The sequence below is a fragment of the Tenacibaculum bernardetii genome, from assembly GCF_029125915.1.
GTDB lineage: Bacteria > Bacteroidota > Bacteroidia > Flavobacteriales > Flavobacteriaceae > Polaribacter > Polaribacter bernardetii.
In genome coordinates this window covers 258,754-281,941 of sequence record NZ_JAQJCU010000002.1, presented here as the reverse complement: position 1 = coordinate 281,941, position 23,188 = coordinate 258,754, and the positions used below count along the sequence as shown (strand labels likewise).

15 protein-coding genes are annotated in these 23,188 nt (G+C 30.1%); 9 read left to right on the top strand and 6 right to left on the bottom strand.

Going from position 1 to position 23,188, the window contains the following annotated elements; all coding sequences use genetic code 11:
* Window positions 1-23: 23 nt before the first annotated feature.
* Together P2G10_RS02885 and gltX are read left to right on the top strand one after the other, a co-directional pair.
* Window positions 24-830 (top strand): hypothetical protein, encoded by an 807-nt coding sequence (locus tag P2G10_RS02885; RefSeq protein WP_218771830.1) that lies wholly within the window; start codon window positions 24-26, stop codon window positions 828-830.
* A 121-nt stretch (window positions 831-951) separates the two neighbouring features.
* A complete protein-coding gene (gene gltX / locus P2G10_RS02880; RefSeq protein ID WP_218771829.1) occupies window positions 952-2,469 on the top strand; it encodes a glutamate--tRNA ligase in 1,518 nt (505 codons plus the stop codon).
* A 54-nt stretch (window positions 2,470-2,523) separates the two neighbouring features.
* Here gltX and P2G10_RS02875 read toward each other — a convergent pair whose 3' ends face one another.
* Window positions 2,524-3,114, bottom strand: coding sequence for an outer membrane beta-barrel protein (locus tag P2G10_RS02875; RefSeq protein ID WP_218771828.1), 591 nt, complete (start codon window positions 3,112-3,114; stop codon window positions 2,524-2,526).
* Between the two features lie 54 nt (window positions 3,115-3,168).
* Window positions 3,169-3,603, bottom strand: a complete 435-nt coding sequence (locus tag P2G10_RS02870) for a tellurite resistance TerB family protein (RefSeq protein ID WP_218771827.1) — start codon at window positions 3,601-3,603, stop codon at window positions 3,169-3,171.
* Between the two features lie 457 nt (window positions 3,604-4,060).
* Here P2G10_RS02870 and P2G10_RS02865 point away from each other — a divergent pair, with 457 nt between their 5' ends.
* From P2G10_RS02865 to P2G10_RS02840, 6 genes are all read left to right on the top strand, one after another.
* A complete protein-coding gene (locus P2G10_RS02865) occupies window positions 4,061-5,263 on the top strand; it encodes an exonuclease SbcCD subunit D C-terminal domain-containing protein (protein WP_218771826.1) in 1,203 nt (400 codons plus the stop codon).
* 12 nt (window positions 5,264-5,275) lie between these two features.
* Window positions 5,276-8,929 carry an AAA family ATPase gene (locus tag P2G10_RS02860; RefSeq protein ID WP_275315129.1) on the top strand — a complete coding sequence of 1,218 codons (3,654 nt, stop codon included), beginning with the start codon at window positions 5,276-5,278 and terminating at the stop codon, window positions 8,927-8,929.
* Window positions 8,930-9,004: 75 nt separating this feature from the next.
* Window positions 9,005-12,340, top strand: a complete 3,336-nt coding sequence (gene mfd / locus P2G10_RS02855; protein WP_275315128.1) for a transcription-repair coupling factor — start codon at window positions 9,005-9,007, stop codon at window positions 12,338-12,340.
* 179 nt (window positions 12,341-12,519) lie between these two features.
* A complete protein-coding gene (locus tag P2G10_RS02850; RefSeq protein WP_275315127.1) occupies window positions 12,520-13,056 on the top strand; it encodes a metal-dependent hydrolase in 537 nt (178 codons plus the stop codon).
* Window positions 13,057-13,059: 3 nt separating this feature from the next.
* Complete coding sequence (locus P2G10_RS02845; RefSeq protein WP_275315126.1) at window positions 13,060-13,917, top strand: DMT family transporter; 858 nt, start codon at window positions 13,060-13,062, stop codon at window positions 13,915-13,917.
* Window positions 13,918-13,948: 31 nt separating this feature from the next.
* Window positions 13,949-16,054, top strand: coding sequence for a penicillin acylase family protein (locus P2G10_RS02840; protein ID WP_275315125.1), 2,106 nt, complete (start codon window positions 13,949-13,951; stop codon window positions 16,052-16,054).
* Window position 16,055: 1 nt separating this feature from the next.
* Here the strand turns inward: P2G10_RS02840 and P2G10_RS02835 are convergent, their stop codons facing one another.
* The 4 genes from P2G10_RS02835 to dprA form a co-directional block, all read right to left on the bottom strand.
* Complete coding sequence (locus tag P2G10_RS02835) at window positions 16,056-18,686, bottom strand: carboxypeptidase-like regulatory domain-containing protein (RefSeq protein ID WP_275315124.1); 2,631 nt, start codon at window positions 18,684-18,686, stop codon at window positions 16,056-16,058.
* Complete coding sequence (locus tag P2G10_RS02830) at window positions 18,679-19,473, bottom strand: GLPGLI family protein (RefSeq protein ID WP_275315123.1); 795 nt, start codon at window positions 19,471-19,473, stop codon at window positions 18,679-18,681. Before P2G10_RS02830 ends, P2G10_RS02835 begins: the two co-directional genes overlap by 8 nt.
* 516 nt (window positions 19,474-19,989) lie before the next feature.
* Window positions 19,990-21,075, bottom strand: a complete 1,086-nt coding sequence (locus P2G10_RS02825) for a hypothetical protein (protein WP_218771820.1) — start codon at window positions 21,073-21,075, stop codon at window positions 19,990-19,992.
* 12 nt (window positions 21,076-21,087) lie between these two features.
* Window positions 21,088-22,191 (bottom strand): DNA-processing protein DprA, encoded by a 1,104-nt coding sequence (dprA, locus tag P2G10_RS02820; RefSeq protein ID WP_275315122.1) that lies wholly within the window; start codon window positions 22,189-22,191, stop codon window positions 21,088-21,090.
* A 95-nt stretch (window positions 22,192-22,286) separates the two neighbouring features.
* Between dprA and P2G10_RS02815 the strand changes: the two genes are divergently transcribed.
* Window positions 22,287-23,183, top strand: a complete 897-nt coding sequence (locus P2G10_RS02815; RefSeq protein ID WP_275315121.1) for an HU domain-containing protein — start codon at window positions 22,287-22,289, stop codon at window positions 23,181-23,183.
* Window positions 23,184-23,188: the final 5 nt, after the last annotated feature.

The following is a 23,188-nucleotide window of genomic DNA, read 5'->3' as shown; positions in this document are numbered from 1 at the left end:
CTTTACTAATAACTATTTATCGGATGAAAAAACTAACTACTTTACTACTATTATTTATTTCTTTTAACCTTTTTTCTCAAAGTCCGTGGACTAAAAAGAAGAACGAAACCTATGTGCAATTATCATATACATCGATTTCTAATTATGATAAACTATTTGGAAGTCCAGAAATAAATCTAAGTCAAAAAATTTCAGATAACACACTACAATTATATACCGAATACGGTATATCAGACAAAACAACTTTAGTTTTAAATTTTCCGTTTAAACTAACATCATCAAATGCAACATCAGCACCAAGTAATAATTCATTAGGTAACCTTCAATTCGGAATAAAACATAACTTTAGTAATAAAAAATGGTTGTTAACAGGGCAATTAAATGTTGAGGCCAATACAGGTAATTATGATGCGGTAACAGGTTTACGAACAGGTTATGATGCTTGGAGTTTTACACCATTATTTATTGCTGGTAGAGGTTTTAATAATTGGTACGTACAAGCTTTTACAGGTTTTGATATTCGCACAAACGATTATAGTAGCAATTATAAATTAGGTGGTGAGATTGGTTACAAAACATTAAACTGGCTTTGGATTGCTGGTTTTTTAGATGGTGTAGCATCTTTAGATAATGGAGATATTGTATTACCATCAGAAAATTTAAACACAGGTTTGTATGTTAATAACCAAAGTTATGCAGCCTTCGGATTAAAATTAATAGGAGAAGTTAATGCTAATTTTGGAGCAAACGTTGCTTTTGGTGGAGCTTTTGCAGGTAGAAATGTTGCACAAGCACCAGCAATTAGTTTTGGTTTATATCACAAGTTTTAAACTATCATATACTATATTTAATTACAAAGAGAAGCTTTTATAAAAGCTTCTCTTTTTTCTTTTATCTAATTTCTATTCTCTTTTTATTAAAACTATCTTTGCGCTTTCAAATTAATAAAAAATGACTGACAACGTAAGAGTACGCTTTGCTCCTAGCCCAACAGGACCTTTACATATTGGTGGTGTAAGAACTGCTTTATTCAATTACTTATTTGCTAAAAAATATAACGGAACTTTTGTGTTACGTATAGAAGATACCGACCAAACTCGTTATGTAGCAAATGCTGAACAATATATAATTGATGCTTTAAAATGGTGTAATATTCCTTTTGATGAAGGACCAGGAAATAATGAGAAGTTCGGACCATACCGTCAGTCAGAACGTAAAGAATTGTATAAAAAATATGCAATTGAATTAATTGAAAAAGGCTGGGCTTATTATGCTTTTGATACAGCAGATGCATTAGATGCACAAAGAAAGAATGATGAAGAAAACGGAAAAACGTTTATTTATAATTGGCACAATCGTGCTACGTTAGATAATTCATTGAATCTTTCTGATGACGAAATAAAAAATAAATTAGCATCAGGTACAAAATATGTTGTACGTTTTAAAACCCCGCAAGATGAAACCTTGTTATTACAAGACGAAATCCGTGGAACGATTAAAATTGATACTAATACGTTAGATGATAAAGTATTATTTAAGTCAGACGGAATGCCAACGTATCATTTAGCAAATATTGTTGATGATCATTTAATGGAAATAAGCCATGTTATTCGTGGTGAAGAATGGTTACCTTCTCTCCCACTTCACACTTTATTATATCGTGCATTTGATTGGGAAGCTCCAAAATTTGCACATTTACCATTAATTTTAAAACCAGTAGGTAAAGGAAAATTAAGTAAACGTGATGGCGATAAATTAGGATTTCCTGTATTTCCTTTAGAATATACAAACGAGCAAACAGGTGATGTTTCTCGTGGGTATAAAGAAGATGGTTATTTTAACGATGCATTTATAAATATGTTAGCTTTATTAGGATGGAATCCTGGTACGGAACAAGAAATATTCTCTTTAGAAGGTTTGGTTGAAGCTTTCGATTTAAGTAGAGTTAGTAAATCTGGCGCTAAGTTTAGTCCAGATAAAACAAACTGGTTTAATCAACAATACTTACAACAGAAATCAAATAAAGAATTAACGGAATTATATACTGTTATTCTAAATGAAAAAGGAATCAATACAGATGCAGTTTTTACTGAAAAAGTAGTTTCATTAATAAAAGAGAGAGCTACGTTTGTTGCTGATTTTTGGGATTTATCAAGTTTTTTCTTTGTGAATCCTTCAGAATATGACGAAAAAGCATCAAAAAAACAATGGAAAGATACTACTGGCGAGTTAATGCAAGAATTAACCACAGTTATCGATAAGATTGAAGATTTTACGATAGAAAATGCTCAAACTGATATTAAAGGTTGGATAACGGCTAAAGAAATTGGTTTTGGTAAAGTAATGCAACCATTACGTTTAAGTCTTGTAGGTAAATTAGCAGGACCTGATTTGTTTGATATTATGACAATGATTGGTAAAGAGAATACACTACAACGAATTAACAACGCGATTGCGAAATTATCATAAAAACAAAAATCCCGCTTTATTAAAGCGGGATTTTTGTTTTATATACTATTATTTTTAAAACTGATTATAATAACAAGAAGAAGAGTTTCCTCCACGATTAACACTTCCGGCATTATTCCAATTTAATTTAAAAACCAACCCTAAAGTTCCTTGAATATGTGAACGCATACTTTCGTAACTTTCAAGAGAGTGTTTATAATATATTTGTGGGTTTATCCCTATTTTATCAGTTAACCAATAAATACCCCCAGCACCTATATTAGCAGTAGGCGTCATTTTGCGTTCAGAATCAACAATACTAGCACCTACAAATACATACGGACTAAATTTATCTAACACTGCATTAAAGTTATAACGCAACGAACCATCCATAGAAAAATAGTTAACAGAATTACTAATCACACCAATGTCATTAATTGTATTAAAAGACATTGCTCCGTCAATAGATAAACGTTCACCAATTGGCATTGTTATACTAATAACAGGTGTTTGAAAAAGATACTGATCTCCAATAAATGCAACATCACTCTCATTAAACTTAGTAACTCCCATTCCAATTCCTATTTGCCAAGAATCATTTAAATTTTGTGAAAATAAATTTATCGAGCAAAAAAGGATTGTAATTAGTAAAATTTTATTTTTCATAAGTGGGAGCGTTTATAATAATAACTTGATTAACTGCAATTTAGTATAGGTATTTTAAATAGCATTTACTTTTTTAATTGCAATTGTAAATGTATCCAAATCATTGTCGTTCATAACTAGGTGAACAGCTTCATCACAAACTTTCTCTACATTATCTGAAGAAAAATTTAAGGCAATGGCAGTTTTTTGCATTAATTTTATTTGTGCCATATCTATATGTTCATCAGCAAAAACCATTTTAGTTAAACGGTATAAACGCTCAATACGTTCGTCGTAACTTGCAGGTGGATTAACTGGAAACTTTTCTGGATTTTTTAAAATGATTGCATATTCCGTTTCATCAATATGTAATCTTTTTGCAGCCCTATCTAATAACTTTTGTTCACCTTCAGCAATAATACCATCTGACTTAGCAATTTTTACAACGCTGGCAAATTGCCCAATTTCTTGTTTGTGTTTTCCACTTGAATATAAATCTGATATTGACATTTTTTATGTTTTAATAATTAAAAATAACCTTTACTCTTTTATAGGGCAAAGATGAAAAAAAAGTTACGATAAACCTTTTACGAAAGTTAAGAAATAAAGATAAAACTTACTATTATTTTTTTTTATAATTTTAAGTGTTTATATAATTAATATCAATTAAAAACAGCGTCAGATAAACGGTTTTAATACATTAAAAAAAACAACCTTACGGATCGCTTGGATGAGACATAAAGAGCTGTTAAAACATGATTTAAACATGTAATTTTAACATGAAGTTAATAAATATGGAAATTCATAAAACAATAAAATTATTTTTTAATTTATGTGTAGTTTTAGAAATGAAAAACTGAAAAAGTAATGGTTTACTATTCCTAGTCTTTATTTTTACAAATTATAAATGATAAAGTTTTTACCTTCTTAATTTATAAGTTGCTTTTAAGTTTTAAAAACATATTAAATGAAAATACTTCATACTGCCGATTGGCATTTAGGTCATAGATTACATGAACAATCACAATTAGAAGAACAAACCTTGTTTTTAAATTGGATTGAAAACTATATTATCGATCAAAAAATTGATGTATTATTAATTTCAGGAGATATATTTGATACCGGTTCACCATCTAACCAAAGTTTAGAGATGTATTACAGCTTTTTGGTAAAATTAAAAGTAACCAGTTGTAAATCTATTATTATTACTGGCGGTAATCACGATTCTCCAGGAACTTTAAATGCACCAAAACATATATTAGATGCATTGTCTATAAAAGTTGTTGGTAAAGCAACAGAAAACATTGAAGATGAAGTTTTCGAAATTGATATAAATGATGAAAAAATTATCGTTGGTGCAGTACCCTATTTGCGTGATGGAGATATTAGAAGAGCCGTAGCAGGAGAATCTTTTAATGAGCTTACAGATAAGTATAAAACAGCTTTAATTAACCATTATCAGTTAGTTGCAGCACAATGCGAATTAATAAATACAAGCAATGCACCCGTTATTGCAATGGGACATTTATTTGCAACAGGTGGTTCGGTTTCTGATAGTGAACAAAATATTTATGTTGGTACTTTAGGACATATTGGTGCAGCAGATTTCCCTACATATTTTAATTACATCGCTTTGGGGCATTTACATAGACCACAAATAATTGGTGGAAATGACAAAGTAAGATACTCTGGTTCTCCAAATATTTTAAGTTTTAGTGAAATTAACTACGATAAAAAAGTACTGGTTTTAACTACCAAAAACAATGAAATAAATGCTATTGAAGATGTTTTGGTTCCACGTTTTAGAGAGTTTTATAAATTAACGGGAACCATGACCGAATGTATTGATGGGTTTTCGAGTATTACTTCTAATCCTTATAAATTAACACCTTGGCTAGAAATTGTTTTAAATGAAAATAACACCATAAATACAGAAGAGCTAAAAACAGCTGCTGAAAAATATTGCTTCGAAATATTAAAAACCTCTTTAAAAAAACAACGAAAAACACAAGGAATTGAAGAATTGCTAGAAAATACAAAATCGATTAAAGAATTATTACCAACCGAAGTTTTTAGGTTAAAATGCGAAGAAATGGATTTTGATTTAAAGGAAAATCCGGAAGTTTGGGATGCCTTTAATGAAGTATTACAAGTTGTTAAAAATCAATAATTATATATTGATATGAAAATATTAAAAATAGAATTACAAAATATAAATTCTTTAAAATCAGATGCACCTATTGTAATCGATTTTGAAAATGAGCAATTTAAGGATGTTGGTTTATTTGCCATTACAGGTTCTACTGGTGCAGGAAAAACGACTATTTTAGACGCTATAACGATTGCATTATATCATAATGTTCCACGTTTTAGTGGTACAAAAGGTTCGTTGATAGATGTGGTAAGTCACAGTGCAAATGATGCTTTTAGTAGAGTTACTTTCGAAAACAATAATTTTATTTATGAAGCTTTTTGGGGAATTAGAATTGCTGATAAATTAGGAAAAAAATATAAGAATGCCAAAGAAGAAGTAAGTTTAAAAAACTTAACGAACGATGTTATTATTGCCACTCAAAAACGAGCTTTAATTATAGAAGTTAATAAGGTAACTCAATTAGATTATAATCAGTTTTTACGATCTGTAATGCTGGCTCAAGGTGATTTTGCGTCGTTTTTATCGGCTAAAGGGCCAGATAAAGGTAAATTATTAGAGCAAATTACGGGTGAAGAAATTTATAAAAAAATTGGCCAAGGTGTTTTAGATAGAAAATCGAAAGAAGAAAAAAAATTAAAAGATATTCAAGCTAAAATTAATGCCGATGATGTTTTATCAACAGAAGAAAAAACAGCGCTAAAACAAAAAGATACGGCACTTACTTCGGATATTAATACGATCGAAAAAGAGTTAAAAGCTACGCAAGCTATAGCAGATTGGTATGTTCAGTTTGATAAATTAACTAAAGAGGCCAAAGAGTATGAGGAAGCTGTTAAAAGCATTGATCTTTATATAAAAAAGCATCAAACAGAACTAGATGCTTTGGCTTTAAATGAAAAAGCAGCACCGTTTAAAGAACTTATTCAGGATTTAAATAGAACAGAAAAAGAACAACTTAAAAAAATAGCAACATTAAAAAATATTGATAACCAATTAGCACAACTAAAACCAACAATTGATGGTTTAGAAAAATTGGTTTTCACAGAAAAATTGCTGTTTGAAAAAGCAAATAAAGAATTTTCGGAATGGCTGCCAAAGTTCGAATTCATAACAAAACTAGACGGACAATTAAAAAATGAAGTAGCTCAAAAAGAAAAAAATACGCAACAACTTAAAGGATTAACCGAACAAGTAGAGCGTTTAAAAGAAGAAGAAAAAAGCATACTAAAAGAAATTACAGTAACGACGGTTAAAGTAGAAGAAATAGCTTTGTTTTTAAATGAAAACAAGTTTTTAAAAGAGGTTGCTGATAAAATTTCTAATTGGACACAAGAATTAACAACCTTAAAAGCTAGTAAACAATCTTTAAAGGAAGATGCAGATTTTGTAGCGCTTAAAAAGAAAGAAGTTCTAAAAAACACGCATCTTTTAACTACTGATGTTGAATTATTGGCCAAAAAATCAACAGAAATTGCAACGGTAGAAAAAGAATATGTTCGCATTTCAGATGAATTAGTGAAAAAAGATTTTCAGCAACTTTTAAAGAATAAAGAAGAGTTACTGATACAAAAAGACAATTGGGAACAGTTTAAAAATATTTCTGAACAAACCCTTAAAACCAAAGCTGCACAAACGGAAATAGAAGCCGAGCAACACAAATTAGTAAACGCTTCGAAATTAATAGAAGAAGAGTTGAAGTTGGTGAAAATAGCTTTTGAAAATCAAGAAAAAGCAGTTAGTGATGCTTCAAAAATTTTAGATTTAGAAAAAAGCATTGCAAATTACGAAAGTGATCGCTTGCGATTAAAATCAGGAGAACCTTGTGGTTTATGCGGATCTAAAGAACATCCGTTTGTAGATAATTCCAAAATAAATGAGGTTTCTAAAGCCGAATTAGAATTTAATTCAAGAACAACAAAACTACAGGAACTTTCAAGTTCTAAGAGTAGTTTAGAGGTGAAAAAAGCACAAACAATAACTGCAATTGACGGATTAAGTAAACAAAGAAAAGCGATTGTTTTATCGCTTGAAGATTTTAAATTATCAGCAAGTAAAATTAATATTCAGGGTGAATTAACCGATGTTGATAAAATAAAATCAACGTTAAAATCAACTTCAGAAGCGTTGATAGTTTTAAACAAAAACATAGAAATTGCTCAAAAATTACAAACAGCAAAAAATGAAGCTTCAGAGAAAATAAATATTTTAAAAGAAGGTTTAGGTACGTTAACAACATCGGTTGCTACCCAAAAAGAGCATATTAAAAACAGCACTACCGAGATTGAAACTAAAGAGCAAGCAATAGCGCGTTTAAATACAACTTGTAGTAATATAGAAAATGATTTAAGAATAAAACTAGCAAAATATAAGTATGTATTACCATCTGTTGAAACGATAGATGTTTTTATTCAAAATATAGAAGCATCTATTAGTAATTACAATAAAGAAGCTCAAGTTTTAAATACACTAACATCAGCACTTACTGTTTTAAATAATAATTTAAAAAACAATAAAAACCTGCAAGTAAAAGATGGTAAAACTTACCAAGAATACTATAAAAATAAAGAGGGAAATGATGTTAAAATAAAAGATTTTACTACAAAAAGAATCGCTATTTTACCATTAAATGTTACGGTTACTGATAAAAGAGAGCATTTGCAGTTGGTTGTTAATCAACTTACAGAAAAATTAGAAAATCATAAAAAAGATTTACAAAAGCATCTGGACATAAAAACTGAAACGGTAGCTTTAAAAACAAATACAGTTAAAGAACAAACGGAGCTAATTAAAGTTTTAACCAGCTTAACATCAAATTTAACGAGTGATTTAAAACTAAGTGATTTCACTACTAAAGAGGAAATTGAAAAAGCACTATTACCTAAAGAAGATATAGAAAAATACACGCAAAATAAAGAGCGTATTAAAGAAAATAAGATTACTCTTAAAACCAAAAAAGAAAGTAATTTAAAAGCTTTTGAAAACTTAAATAAACAACGAGATTTTGAAATTTCAGTAATAGAAAACAACGCTGTTTTAGAAGATTTATCAATAAAAAATAAAGGATTTTTAACCGAAAAAGGTAAAATAGTTGAAGCTTTTAGAAAAGATCAAGAAATAAGAAATCGAAATAAAGAAGTATCTAAAAAGATAGATGCACAAGCAAAAATTTGCGGTGTTTGGGCTGCATTATTTAAAGTTATAGGAAACTCTAAAGATGCGTTTAATGTGTACGTACAGCGTTTAACCTTAAAACATTTGTTAGATCTTGCCAATGTGCATTTGTATAAGTTGAATAAGCGCTATTCATTAAAAATGGAAGAAGCGTACAAACCTAAAGAAGAACTTAATTTTAATTTAATTGATCATTACCAAACAGATCAAGCAAGGTTGGTAGATACCTCTAGTGGTGGCGAAAAGTTTATTATTAGTTTAGCGCTGGCCTTAGGATTATCTGACTTGGCAAGTAAAAATGTAAAAATAGATTCCTTATTTATTGATGAAGGTTTTGGTACTTTAGATAGCAATACCTTAGAAACGGTAATTTCTACCTTAGAAACTTTACAAGCGCAAGGCAAAATGATCGGAATTATATCGCATGTAGAAAATTTAAAAGAACGTATTCCTACTCAAATTAAAATCACCAAAAAAAGCAACGGAATAAGTGTTGTTGATATCGTATAATAGCATTCAGATAAAGAATAAAACGCACTAAATACAAAGAAATAATACTCGTATATTTGCGTAAATTTTTTAAGGTTGAGCAAGCAAACTATTGTAAATCATTACCAACAATCAGGCAACGTAAAGCAGGTTGTAAATGCACTTCAACAAGAACAACACCATTTTCAAATAGCGAATTTGGTTGGTTCTTCGTTGTCTTTTGTTATTTCTGAAAGTTTTAAAAAAGCTGATAAACCCTATTTGTTAATTTTTAACGATAAGGAAGAAGCGGCCTATTATTTAAACGATTTAGAACAATTATTAGGCGATAAAAACGTGTTATTTTATCCGGGATCTTACCGAAGACCCTATCAGATAGAAGAAACCGATAATGCCAATGTATTGTTGCGTTCTGAGGTTTTAAATCGAATTAATTCGCAAAAAAAACCAGCAATAATTGTTACCTATCCTACTGCCCTATTTGAAAAAGTAGTTACTAAAAAAGACCTCGAAAAAAACACCTTAAAAATTACGGTTGGCGAAAATGTATCTCCCGATTTTGTAAACGAAGTATTGTTCGAATACAATTTTAATCGTGTAGATTTTGTTACCGAACCTGGTGAATTTTCCGTGCGTGGGGGAATAATCGATGTGTTTTCATTTTCTAATGATGAGCCTTATCGAATGGAGTTTTTTGGTGATGAGGTAGATAGTATTCGAACTTTTGATGTAGAAACTCAACTTTCTAAAGAAAAACTGAAGAAAGTTTCTATAATGCCGAATGTAGAAAACAAAACACTTCAAGAAAGTAGAGAGAGCTTCTTAAAATACATCGCTTCTAAAACAGCGATTTTTGTAAAAAACAGCGATATTCTTACCGAAAATTTAGATAAGTTCTATAAAAAAGCAGAGTTATCGTTTAATGAACTATCTACAGATATAAAACACTCAAAACCATCAGAATTATTTTGTGATGGTGCTATAATAAAAGAACAGTTAGCAGATTTTACATTGGTTGAAATGTCATCTCGAGCAAATTCGAGAGATGTCTCGGAAATAAAATTTAACACCCATCCTCAGCCATCTTTTAATAAAAAATTCGATTTGTTAATTCAGAATTTCAATGAATTTTCAGCAAAAGGATTTACCAATTACATATTCTGTTCTAACGATAAACAAGCACAACGATTCCACGATATTTTTGATGATAATGAAGCTGAGGTTTCTTATGAAACTATTGTGTTTCCGTTATATCAGGGATTTGTTGATTTAGAAAATAAAATTGTTTGTTATACCGATCATCAAATATTTGAGCGTTATTATAAATTCCGCTTAAAAAACGGTTACGAGAAAAAACAATCTATCACTTTACAAGAACTTACTAAGTTAGAAATTGGCGATTATGTAACGCATATCGATCATGGAATAGGAAAGTTTGCAGGATTACAAAAAATTGATGTTGAAGATAGAAAACAAGAAGCCATTAAACTTATTTATGGCGATCGTGACATTTTATATGTTAGCATTCATTCACTTCATAAAATATCGAAGTTTAATGGTAAAGACGGAAAACCACCTAAAATATATAAATTAGGTTCAGATGCTTGGAAAAAAGTTAAACAAAAAACCAAGGCAAGAGTAAAACACATTGCCTTTAATTTAATTCAGTTATACGCAAAGCGTAAATTACAAAAAGGCTATGCTTTTGGTCCGGATACGCATATGCAACACGAGTTAGAAGCAAGTTTTATTTATGAAGATACGCCTGATCAGTTTACATCAACACAAGATGTAAAAGCAGATATGGAAAAAGCACAGCCGATGGATCGTTTGGTGTGTGGTGATGTTGGTTTTGGTAAAACAGAAGTTGCTATTAGAGCTGCTTTTAAAGCAGTAGATAACGGAAAGCAAGTGGCTGTTTTAGTTCCAACTACTATCTTGGCTTTTCAGCACTTTAAAACCTTCACAGAGCGCTTAAAAGACTTTCCGGTTACCATAGATTATCTAAACCGTTTTAGAACCACAAAACAGCGTAATACAGTTTTAGAAGGTGTTACTAACGGAAGTGTAGATATTGTGATAGGAACACATCAATTAACTAACAAAAAAGTCAATTTTAAAGACTTAGGATTGTTAATTATTGATGAAGAGCAAAAATTTGGTGTTGCTGTAAAAGATAAGTTAAAAACGATTAAAGAAAATGTAGATACGTTAACCTTAACTGCTACCCCTATTCCACGTACGTTACAGTTTAGTTTAATGGCAGCACGTGATTTATCGGTAATAAAAACGCCACCTCCAAATCGTCATCCTATCGAAACTAGTGTAATCCGCTTTAGCGAAGAAACAATTCGTGATGCCATTTCTTATGAAATTTCTCGAGGTGGACAGGTATTTTTTATCCACAATAGAATCGAAAATATTAAAGAAGTTGCAGGTTTATTACAACGTTTGGTACCGAATGCTAAAATCGGCATTGGGCACGGACAAATGGAAGGTAAAAAACTAGAGGAATTAATGCTTGGTTTTATGAACAACGAGTTTGACGTATTGGTGTCTACTACTATTATCGAAAGCGGATTAGATGTACCAAATGCCAACACTATTTTTATAAATAATGCCAATAACTTCGGATTATCAGACCTGCATCAAATGCGAGGTCGTGTTGGGCGATCGAACAAAAAGGCATTCTGTAATTTTATTACGCCACCATTTCATATGATGACGGATGATGCACGTAAACGTATTGAAGCATTGGTGTTATTTTCTGATTTAGGAAGCGGATTAAATATTGCCATGAAGGATTTAGAAATTCGTGGTGCTGGTGATTTATTAGGTGGTGAACAAAGCGGATTTATAAATGATATTGGTTTTGATACCTACCAGAAAATATTACAAGAAGCTATTGTTGAGTTGAAAGAAAATGAATTTAAAGATTTATATCCGGTAGACGAAAATGTACCGAAAGAATATGTAAAAGAAGTTCAGATTGATACCGATTTTGAAATTCTTTTTCCTGATGATTATGTAAATTCTGTAACCGAAAGATTAAGTTTATACAACAAATTAGGAACCTTAACCGAAGAAAAAGAATTGGTAGAATTTGAAAGTCAAATTACCGATCGTTTTGGAGAATATCCAACACAAGTACAAGATTTATTAGACAGTGTTCGTATAAAATGGTTGGCCAAAGAACTTGGTTTAGAGAAAGTTATTTTAAAACAAAAACGTATGATTGGTTATTTTGTTTCTGATCAACAAAGCGGATTTTATCAAACACCAGCATTTACTAAAATGTTACAGTATGTTCAAAAGAACTCGAAAAGTTGTGTTATGAAAGAGAAGAAAACCAAAAACGGATTGCGATTATTAATCACTTTTATTAGAATTGATTCGGTAAATACAGCTTTAAAAATATTACAAAAAGTATAAAACGAACGTCATTGCGAGGCACGAAGCAATCTCTATAAGAAATACACAGATTACTTCACTTTGTTCGTAATGACGTGAACTAGAATATAAAAAGTGTCATTGTGAGGAACGAAGCAATCTATATCTAAATAAAAGATTATTTCATCATTTTACTATTCGTAATAAAGAAAAAATATAAAATGGCTTCAATATTTGGTCACGCATTAGCATCGTTTGCTATCGGAAAAGGATTTTCTAAATCGATTGTAAATTGTAAATTCCTTTTACTAGGCATTTGTTGTGCAATAGTACCAGATGCTGATGTAATAGGCTTTAGTTTCGGAGTTAAATACAGCAGTTTTTGGGGACACCGCGGCTTTTCGCATTCACTTTTATTTGCGTTCATTTTAGGGATTTTAATCACCTTAATATTTTACAGAAAAGAAATATTCACCAAAAAAGGTGCAGTTCTCATTTTATTTTTTACAATATGTACCGCTTCACATGCTATTTTAGATGCTTTAACAACTGGTGGTTTAGGAGTTGCATTTTTTTCTCCTTTCGATACGAGTCGGTATTTTTTTCCGTGGCGACCAATTAAAGTATCGCCTATTGGAATTGAACGTTTCTTTGGTGAAAGAGGTGTTAAAGTGCTTATGAGTGAGTTTATTTGGATTGGAATTCCGATTATAATTTATATGTTAATTACAAGCTATTTTAAGAGAAGCAAAAAATAACTAATGCAAAACAATCATCTAAAAAATATATCAGGTTTACTTTTAGCAACACTTTTTATAAGTACATCGGGTGTTTTAGGTAAATATATAGCCATGCCATCAGAAGTAATTGTATGGTTTCGCTCTGCTTTTGCCATGGTATTTTTATATGGTTTTTGTCGATTTAAAAAAATAGATATTCAGCTAAAATCAACCAAACATGTGGTTCCGTTTATTATTAGCGGAATTTTCATGGCACTTCATTGGATTACCTATTTCTATGCCTTAAAACGATCGAATGTAGCTATCGGAATGCTCTCTTTATATACTTTTCCGGTAATGATTGCTTTTTTAGAACCCTTGTTTTTAAAAATAAAATTTAACCCTATATATCTTCTTTTAGGTTGCATGGTTTTATTAGGGATTTATACATTAGCGCCAGATTTTAATTTAGAAAGTAAGAATGTTCAAGGAATATTATTCGGACTCCTCTCTGCCCTATGCTACTCGATTAGAATCTTAATTTTAAAACAATATGTATTGCAATACAACGGTGTATTATTAATGTTTTATCAAACCTTAATAATTACAATATGTTTAGTACCTGTGTTGTTTTTTATGGATGTTTCTGGGTTTGAAAGCCAATATCCGTATGTATTATTGTTAGCATTGTTAACCACAGCAATTGGCCATAGTTTAATGGTACATTCACTACAGTTTTTTTCAGTATCCACTGCAAGTATTATTAGTAGTGTACAACCTATATTCGGAATCATTTTAGCTTTTATCTTTTTAAATGAAATTCCTACGTGGAACACTTTTATGGGCGGAAGCTTAATTTTAGCAACGGTTATTATCGAAAGTATCCGTAGTAAAAAATAACATTGTTTATATTTACAAAAAAACAACTAACATGCGTACTCTTTTCTATTTCTTCTTTTTAACACTTTTAATTAGCTGCTCTTCAACACCCGAAGGAAAAGAATTATCAAACATTAAAATAGCGAGAGATGTATACGGAGTGCCACATATTATGGCAAAAACTGATGCTGAGGTTGCCTACGGATTAGCGTGGACACAATGTGAAGATGATTTTGTAACGCTACAAGAATTAATGGCAGCTTGTAAAGGAATGTTGGGGGAAATAAAAGGAAAAGATGGCTTGGTGGCAGATTTCGGAATTAAATTCATGGGATTAAAAGAAATCGCTGATAAAAAATACCATACTGATGTTACTGGCGATTTTAAAAAATATTTAGAAAGTTTTGTTGCTGGTGTAAACGCGTATGCAACGTTGCATCCAGAAAAAGTGTTGTTAGACGATTTATTTCCGCTTACAGGCGCTGATATTATTACTGGCTACCTATTGGGTAATTTAGAAGTTTCGCACGCAGGAGACGATCTAAAAAAGATTTTAGGTGGTACTATTATTAAAGATTTAAAAAGTGATGTTCCTAAAGGATCTAATGCTTTTGCCTTTTCTAAAAATAAAACGACGGACGGTAAAACGTATTTAGCCGTAAACTCTCATCAACCATTAGAGGGTTGGTATTCTTGGTACGAAGCGCACTTAATTTCTGAAGAGGGAATGAATATTTTAGGTGGAACATTTGCTGGCGGGATTTGTATTTTTCATGGAGCAAATGAGAATTTAGGTTGGGCACATACCGTAAATCATGCCGATTTTTCTGATGTATATCAATTAGAAATGCATCCAGAAAAAGATGATTTTTATAAGTTTGATGATGAGTGGGTTGAGTTAAAAGAAAAAACATACTGGTCGTGGTTAAAATTTGGTCCTATAAAAGTGCCAATCTCAAAAACTATTTACGAAAGTAAATACGGCCCAACTTTTAAAACCGATGATGGTGTTTTTGCGTGGCGATTTGTAGTTGGGAAATCAATAAAAATGGCAGAGCAATGGTTTAAAATGAACAAAGCTAGCAACTTTAAAGAGTTTAAAGAGGCTTTAGAAATGCGTGGAATTGCTGCCTTAAATATTGTGTATGCAGATAAAGAAGACAATATTTATTATGTAAGTAACGGTAGTTTTCCGGTAAGAGACCCGGCATATGATTGGAGTAAAGTATTGCCAGGAAACACGTCAAAAACATTGTGGGGTGATACGTTGGTTCCGTTTGATAGTTTGCCACAAGTTTTAAATCCGTCGAGTGGTTGGGTTTTTAATACTAACAACTCCCCTTTTTCGGCTACGGATTCTGTCAATAATTTTAAAGAAACACTGTTGAATAAACAAATGGGCTATCAAATTACGGGAATGGAAAATAATAGAAGTTCTCGTTTTTTAGAGTTGATGCAAGAATATGATTCTATTTCGTATGAAGATTTTAAAACCATTAAATACGATAATCAATATCCGAAGAAAATGATGACCAGAACTGCGTTAAATTTAGAAGATTTAATGAATTTAAATCCGTCTGACTATCCAGATATAGCTGATGCAATTTTATTATTAAATACTTGGGATAGAAAAACGGATAAAACCAATAAAACAGCAGCTTTGTATATTTTAACTTGGATGCACTTAAATGAAAAAAGAAAACAAGAAGGGCGTGATGTTAGGCGAGGTTCTGTTACGTTAGAAGATTGTGTATTCGGAATTACAAAAGCAAAAGAAGAGTTGTTAAAAAACTACGGTTCTTTACAAATAGAATTAGGCGAATTGCAAAGGCATACAAGAGGAGATGTAAATTTACCAATAGGTGGAGCGCCAGATGTTTTAGCAGCAATCTATTCTAAAAAAGTAAATGAAACCGACAAAACATATAGAGCTTTTGCAGGTGAATCTCATATAGAATTAATTCGTTTTAGTGATAAAGGTACAGAAATAGAAACCATAAATTCATATGGGTCTAACGCAAATATTGGCGATAAACATGCAACTTCTCAAATGGAAGATTTTACCAATTATAAGCTAAAGAAAATGACTTTAAATAAAGCTGAGGTTTTAAAGAATGCGGTAAAAATATACTCTCCAATGCAAGTTGTTGAAGAGTAAATTAAAAACGAAATTTTAAACTTGCTAATATTTGTGAAGGTCTTATATTATAAGTTGTTCTTAGCGTCGAAAAATTTGAAATAAATACATTTTCATATACAGATGTGTTTAAAATATTATTCCATTTTAATTCAAAACTCATTCCTTTTTTAGAAAAAGTATACCTGTAAATTGCATTAAAAAAATTATTGTTTTGATTGGCAAGTAAGTTATTTGAATAACGCTCAATACTTAAAGTAAGCAGTTGTTTATCATTTATAAAAAAAGTAGCATCAGTACTTAAATTAAAGCGCTTAGTTTCTTGCAATTGATTATTGCTATAAGAATTATCAGTATATGCTAAAGTTGCGTTAGAACTAATATTTAACCAGTTTATAACATCGGTATCTAAAGTTGCTTTAAGTTGTTTTTGTTGATTTTTTACTTCGGTAAAAATGTTATTTAAAAATTGTTCTTTTTTTGAAATTAATAAACTACCTTTTAAAGAAATAGTAGTATTTAAATTGGCAAAATATTTACTTATTTTTAAGCTATAATTATTGCCTTTACGAGTGTTTTCTTTTTCAATAGAAGAAACTGAAACAGTTCCATTGTTATCGTAATCATACTGATATATTAAGTTTGATGTATTATAAGTATTCATAAAATAACCATCAATAAAAATACCGCTTACAAGATTTTTATAAGCAATATTAAATTTACTTTTAATTTTTGTATTTGTAGGAATTTGTGAAGTAGATGCTTTTATATTTCTATAATTATTTACAATATATCCGGTATATAATTCCTGTAAATTACCAAAACTTTTTTCTCTTGATAAACTAGTACTGATATTCCAGGACGCATTTATTTCTTTTGATAAATTAATGCTAGGTTCAAAGATTAATTCAGTTTTTTTGGTATTTTGAAGATTGTTTTTATCCTTTCTATTAACTGTTGAATATCGAAATGGCAATCCGATCTTAGCTTTAAAAAAGTTGTTTTCAAATAAAATGGATGTTGAACTATAAAGGTTCTTTTCACTAAATTTAGTATTGTTTATAAAGGCATTATCAATAATTTTATCAGAAGAATCATCAATATAAATTCCGCTATTTAATTGCTGATTTTGATAACTAACCCCTATTTTTTGCTGTAAAGTAAAACGTTCATATGATTTTGTTAATGCAAAGGAGTTATTTGTGTAAAAATTATGGTGCGCTACATTTTGCGTTAATTGGTTATATGGATTACCATTTGCTAACAAACTTTCAAATTGCCCAGGTTGTATGCTAAGAGTATTTGAATTGGTATTATAAAACACTTGAGAGTTAGCGGTTATTAAATTCTTTTTAAAAGGAAATATATATTTTAAGCTATTGTTTATTTGAGAATTTGGTTTATTAACAGCTTGATTTAGTTGATTTCTGTTAATGTTTCCTGTTTCTGAGTTCCAAGAAATATTATAATCTAACGTGTTTTTAAAATATCCTTTGTCAGTATTTTTTTCTAAAATAAACTTTGATTTTAATTCACTAAATTTTAGTTCATTTTTTTTGTTTTCACGAATTGTAATGGTGTCATTTGGCGTAAAAACATCAGTATTTACTGTACCTATTTGCTTTTGCAAATCGTTTACGTATGAAATATTGGTTTTTAATTGATACTCATTTTTTAATCTTTCTAAGTAATTTATACTTATTAAATGAATAGAATTGTCTAACCAATTTTTTTCTGAAAAAGGTGGTCTAGATATCGGAGAAATTTCTACCCAATTTATAGGCTTTGTTTTACTTTTTAACTGTTGTATAAATTCATCAAAAGTTAATGCTTTTAAATCTCTTTTTGCATTATAACCCGTATTATTACTTTGATAACTTATAATAGTTTGCTTTTTTTTAGAAAAAAACATAGGCGTACTATTTACATCCCATAAAAAAGGTGATGCACCAGCACCGATTTTTGCAGTACCAATAAGTACATTTTTTTTCTTTAACTTAATATTTAAAGAAGCTCTATCAGAAAAAATAACATCATTTAATACTTTTACAGGTTGATGGTTTTCTAATACCTGAATTCTTGAAACAGCATTTACAGGTAGGTTATTATTGGCTAAATTGTATTTACCTTCAAGTAAATCTAATCCTTCGATATAATATTTTTGAATAGGCTTACCTTGATATAAAATTGTACCATCTAATTGTACATCAATACCAGGTATTTTTTTTAAAACATCAGCAATAACTTGGTCTTTTTGATTTTTAAAACTATTTACAGAGTAGTTTATGGTATCTCCCCGTTGTACAATGGGTTTGTTTTTTATAATAACCTCTTTTAATTGCTCGTTACTTTCATTTAAAGTAAAGTTGATTTGGGCATTTTTGCTAGGTATTATTTTTTCTTGTGATTGAAACCCCATGTAAGAAACCTTAATTTTTAAGGAGTCAGATTTACTATTAGTGCTTAATGTATACATGCCTTTACTATTAGTAGCTGTATAACTTAAAATTGTAGCACTTGTAATAGTTTCAACGATTACAGTAACGTTTTCTAAAGGTGTGTTTTGTTCATCAACAATACGTCCATTAATAGTAGTTTGTGCTACACAAAAATGACTTATAAAAATAAAAAGATAGAATAATTTTTTATTCAAGCTCAATTGGGTTTCCTTTTTTTGTGCCAATACTTTTTGCAGTTTTTTTCAAACGAACTCTTGATTCACCTATTGCTCTTTCTGTAAATTTATTAAAAATGGCTTTTACACTTTTTAAATAGGTTTTTGAAGTAACTTTAATTACTTTTTTACCAACTTTTTGTTGTGGCATTTTTTTAGTTTCCTTTTTAATTTCTTTTAAGGTAAAAGAATAATGATTTTGGGTGTCGGCAATTTTAAAAATTAAGCCAGGTAAACCATAAAATTTCCAAGGACCATCTTGTATAGGTATTGCTGTGCTAAACCAAGCGTTATAATCTCTACCTTTATATGTTAGGGTAGCTAACTGGCATTTATAACCTAATAAGGTTTTGGTTGTATTGGTAATTTTCCAATTAAAAACAGGTAGTTTTGTTCTTGGAAACTCAAATGTTTTTAACATTAAATTGTTCTGGAAGATAAAATCTTTGTTTCTATAATTTTTTTTAATAGATGCTTGTATTTTGTTTTTAGGATGTGCTTGTTTAATATCGGTAAGTTCGTAAAAACTGCCACCTCTTTTTTTAATAGCGACTCTAGCAGAGTCAATAATTAATTTTGTGGGACTTATGTAAATGCTACTTTTTGATCCAACAAACAAACTCATGTTCTCTATATCAGTCAAATTACTGTTGTTAGCATCAGGCTGTACAGAAACACTGTATGTAAACTTATAATTATAGTTTTCTTGTTGCGCAAAGCATATAAAAACAGCAAAAAACAGTAAAGTAGCAAAATATTTTTTCATAACTTTTATTATTTATTTTAGGTATAAATGTTTGGTATGTGATTCACATATCAAACATTATTTTTTAATTAAAATACTAACAATTCTTCTAATATTTCAGCTCCGCCTTCACAATCCAACCATTCTACAAATTCAGCTTCATCAAAAGTTTCGTCTACAGACATTCCAGTATCATCATATTCATAAGTGGTTCCACAAGAAGTAAGTATGGTATGAGGAGGTGCAACATTGTTAGTTAAGCAAAAAGCATTGGTTGTAAATACAACGGCAATTACTACTAATAATTTTTTTCATTGTTTATGTTTAAAAAGTTAATAAATAAAGCATTAAAACGTAGTACCACGTTTTAACTTTGATTATAAGATCTTAAAAAACTAATAAAAGAAAGTTGCGCAATTTTTATTTTCTTTATTAGGGGTTGCTAGCAATTTTTAAAGAAGTAGCAAGTTTCTTCAAAAACATGTCCTCAAACCTAAAAAAAAAAACGGAAGTCACAACTTTTTAATGAAAATTTTATTAATATAATTTTTGCTGTTGCTGTATAATACTTTTCATAGTTACATCTTCGTAATTTCTACGAATAAAGGTTAAGGCATTGTCTAGTAATTCACCCATACCGTCACTATCTCTAAAATTTATATCGCCAGTAAGTTCAAAAATTTCAGATTTTAATTTTTCGATATTTTTAGGAATCGAAATGTTATCTGATTTCATTGCAGCAAGTAATCTATTTAAGCGAGAACGAGTGGCTAAAATTCTTTTTGCAACAATAGATCTTTCTTCTAATTGATATTGCTCTACCGATTCAGAATCTAATTTTTTAGTAACCAATTGCACCATCTTTAAGTTCTCTTTAAAAAACTGTGGATAATACACTTTAAACTTGCCTTCATAACATTGCTGATCAAAATCTATCGGACGTATTTTATACACTACATTTTCAAAATCGTGCGTGGGCACCACAACATAATTGTAAGAACGCATATCACCTAATAAACGAATCATACAACGTTCGTTAAACTTTACAAACTCTTTTGCTAATTGTGTTTTTTCAATTTCTAAACAATCATCTAAATAATCTTTTATAAAAACATCACCAGGAATTCCTGAAATATGCTCTTCAATTAAAGTGTCTTTATATACCAAGAAGTTTAAATTGTATGGCGATAAAATATCTTCAATCTCTAAACCATAAACACGAGAAGCATCGGTTTTTTTAACGTAAAAATAGGTGTAGTTATCGTTTAAAATATTACGGACTTTTACTCTAAATGGCTGAGAGTTACCAAAGGTGCAAAAATCAACAGCATCAATATTTAAGTGTTTAATACCTGCATCAGAACCATTTGAGTGTAAGATATTATATATTTTTTTTAAACTTAAATCTATTTCTTCTCGTTCAAATTCATTGTAATACACACGTACCCACAAAGTGTCATTATCATCTTTATCGTATACAGATATTGCTCCTTGAAAACGCAACAAATCATCATAAAAAATAGGAATTTGAATTGTTCTATTATGCCTTTTTAAATAAAGAGCTAGCTTTTTATTAATAGGATATGCAGGTTTTCTTTGGGATATTAATTTTTCTTCAGACATGCGTCAAAGGTACTAAATGGCAAACAATTTACCGGGCAAAGGTTTAATAATACCTTTAAGTTCCATTTCAAGTAACAAAGAAGATAATTTATAAACAGGAATATCACACTCTAAAGCAATTACATCTAACAGTTGTTTTCCTCTTAGTTGTAAAAAATCATATACTTTTTGCTCTTGCTCATTTAAATTAACAAATAATTGTTGTTGCACAGAATCTGCTGTTTTTGATTGTTGAATATCCCAGTTTAACATTTTTACAACATCATTTGCTGAGGTTAATAAATGCGCTTGGTTATTTTTAATAAGATTGTTACAGCCTTTGCTGTACAAATCGGTTGTTCTGCCAGGCAATGAAAAAACATCACGATTATAAGAATTTGCGATGTCTGAAGTTACTAAAGAACCTCCTTTTTCTGCAGATTCTAATATAATTGTAGCTTTAGAAATACCCGCAACAATACGATTTCGTTTTAGAAAATTTTCACGTAGTGGTTGTTCTTCATGCCAAAACTCAGTTATAAATCCGCCGTTTTTATGAACCTCGCTCATATATTTTTTATGTGTTTTCGGATAAATTTGTTCAAATCCGTGCGCTAGAACACCAATAGTTTGGAGGTTGTTTTTAATAGCTGCCTTATGGGCACAAATATCTACACCGTATGCAAATCCGCTAACAATTATCGGATTGTATGCTGATAAATCATCTATCAATTGCTTGCAGAAATCACGACCATAAGAAGTTATTTTTCGTGTACCTACAATCGAAATAATTTTTTTACTATTAAGATTTATATTGCCATCATGAAAAAATAAAATAGGTCCGTCGATACATTGTTTTAGGTTCTGAGGATAATCATCATCTAAAAAATAAGAATATTTAATGTTGTTTTTTTGAATATACTGCAGCTCCTCCTCTGCCCTTTTTAAGTTAGTAATATCAAATAATTGATTGGTAACATGAGATCCTATTCCGTTTATTTTTTGCAAAGAAGTTGCGGTTTCTTTAAACACCTGTTCTACATTACCAGTTGCAGAAATTAACTTTTTAGCTAAAATATCACCCACGTTTTTAGTGGCTTGTAATCTAAGAATAGCTAAGATTTTAGTTGATTTCATGAAGCAATAATTTGATTATCAATATACAAAAAAACTGTTGATAAAAATTATGTATAAATTACAAACTACTCAGCAAAAAAACTATATTTGTTATTATGACATTAGCTAACTACATAAACGATTTATTATACAGATACGATTGCGTAATTGTTCCTGAATTTGGAGGTTTTGTAACCAACAAAATAGGTGCTAAAATGAACGATGCTACGCACACATTTTACCCGCCTAAAAAGCAAATTACCTTTAATGCGTACTTGCAACATAATGATGGTTTATTGGCAAATCATATTGCTTCTAGTAAAAATATTTCTTTTGAAGAAGCGACAGCTTTCATTGCAAATGCAGTTGTTGAGTGGAAAAAAGAAATAGCAATTAGTACTATTACAGTTGCTTCTGTAGGAACATTATCTTTAAACGAAGCAAAACAGGTTGTTTTTGAACCAAATGCTACACATAACTTTTTAGTAGCATCTTTTGGGTTATCAGAAGTTGAAGGTAATTCAGTAACAAGGTTTAAACAAGAAGTTAAACCATTGCCTATTGTTGAAGAAAAGGAAAATAAAATTCCAGTATTTTTAAAATATGCAGCAACAGCCGTAATTTTATTAGGAGTTAGTTATGCTGGTTGGAATGGTATTCAGTATCAATCTGAAAATGAATTATTAGCAGATCAACAAAAATTAGCGACCAAGAAAATACAGTCGGCAACTTTTGTAATCGACAACCCATTACCGGCTATTAATTTAAATGTATCAAAATCTAAAGAAAATAATTTTCATATTGTTGCAGGTGCTTTTCAGGAAGTTAAAAATGCCGAAAATAAATTAGCAGAATTACAACAACTTGGTTATGATGCTAAAATAATAGGGCTAAATAAATTTGGATTAACTCAGGTTACATTTACAAGTTTTAACTCTAAAGAGGAAGCTCGTAAAGAGTTAGCGTTGATTCAGCAAACTGTAAGCGCCGATGCTTGGTTATTGATTAAATAATCGGC

Bases quoted from the DNA above. Each gene is read 5' to 3' on its own strand.
- P2G10_RS02825 (WP_218771820.1), bottom strand. From the start codon at position 21,075: ATGTCTGAAGAAAAATTAATATCCCAAAGAAAACCTGCATATCCTATT.
- P2G10_RS02845 (WP_275315126.1), top strand. From the start codon at position 13,060: ATGCAAAACAATCATCTAAAAAATATATCAGGTTTACTTTTAGCAACA.
- P2G10_RS02870 (WP_218771827.1), bottom strand. From the start codon at position 3,603: ATGTCAATATCAGATTTATATTCAAGTGGAAAACACAAACAAGAAATT.
- P2G10_RS02865 (WP_218771826.1), top strand. From the start codon at position 4,061: ATGAAAATACTTCATACTGCCGATTGGCATTTAGGTCATAGATTACAT.
- P2G10_RS02840 (WP_275315125.1), top strand. From the start codon at position 13,949: ATGCGTACTCTTTTCTATTTCTTCTTTTTAACACTTTTAATTAGCTGC.
- P2G10_RS02875 (WP_218771828.1), bottom strand. From the start codon at position 3,114: ATGAAAAATAAAATTTTACTAATTACAATCCTTTTTTGCTCGATAAAT.
- P2G10_RS02860 (WP_275315129.1), top strand. From the start codon at position 5,276: ATGAAAATATTAAAAATAGAATTACAAAATATAAATTCTTTAAAATCA.
- P2G10_RS02850 (WP_275315127.1), top strand. From the start codon at position 12,520: ATGGCTTCAATATTTGGTCACGCATTAGCATCGTTTGCTATCGGAAAA.
- dprA (WP_275315122.1), bottom strand. From the start codon at position 22,191: ATGAAATCAACTAAAATCTTAGCTATTCTTAGATTACAAGCCACTAAA.
- P2G10_RS02885 (WP_218771830.1), top strand. From the start codon at position 24: ATGAAAAAACTAACTACTTTACTACTATTATTTATTTCTTTTAACCTT.
- P2G10_RS02830 (WP_275315123.1), bottom strand. From the start codon at position 19,473: ATGAAAAAATATTTTGCTACTTTACTGTTTTTTGCTGTTTTTATATGC.
- gltX (WP_218771829.1), top strand. From the start codon at position 952: ATGACTGACAACGTAAGAGTACGCTTTGCTCCTAGCCCAACAGGACCT.
- P2G10_RS02815 (WP_275315121.1), top strand. From the start codon at position 22,287: ATGACATTAGCTAACTACATAAACGATTTATTATACAGATACGATTGC.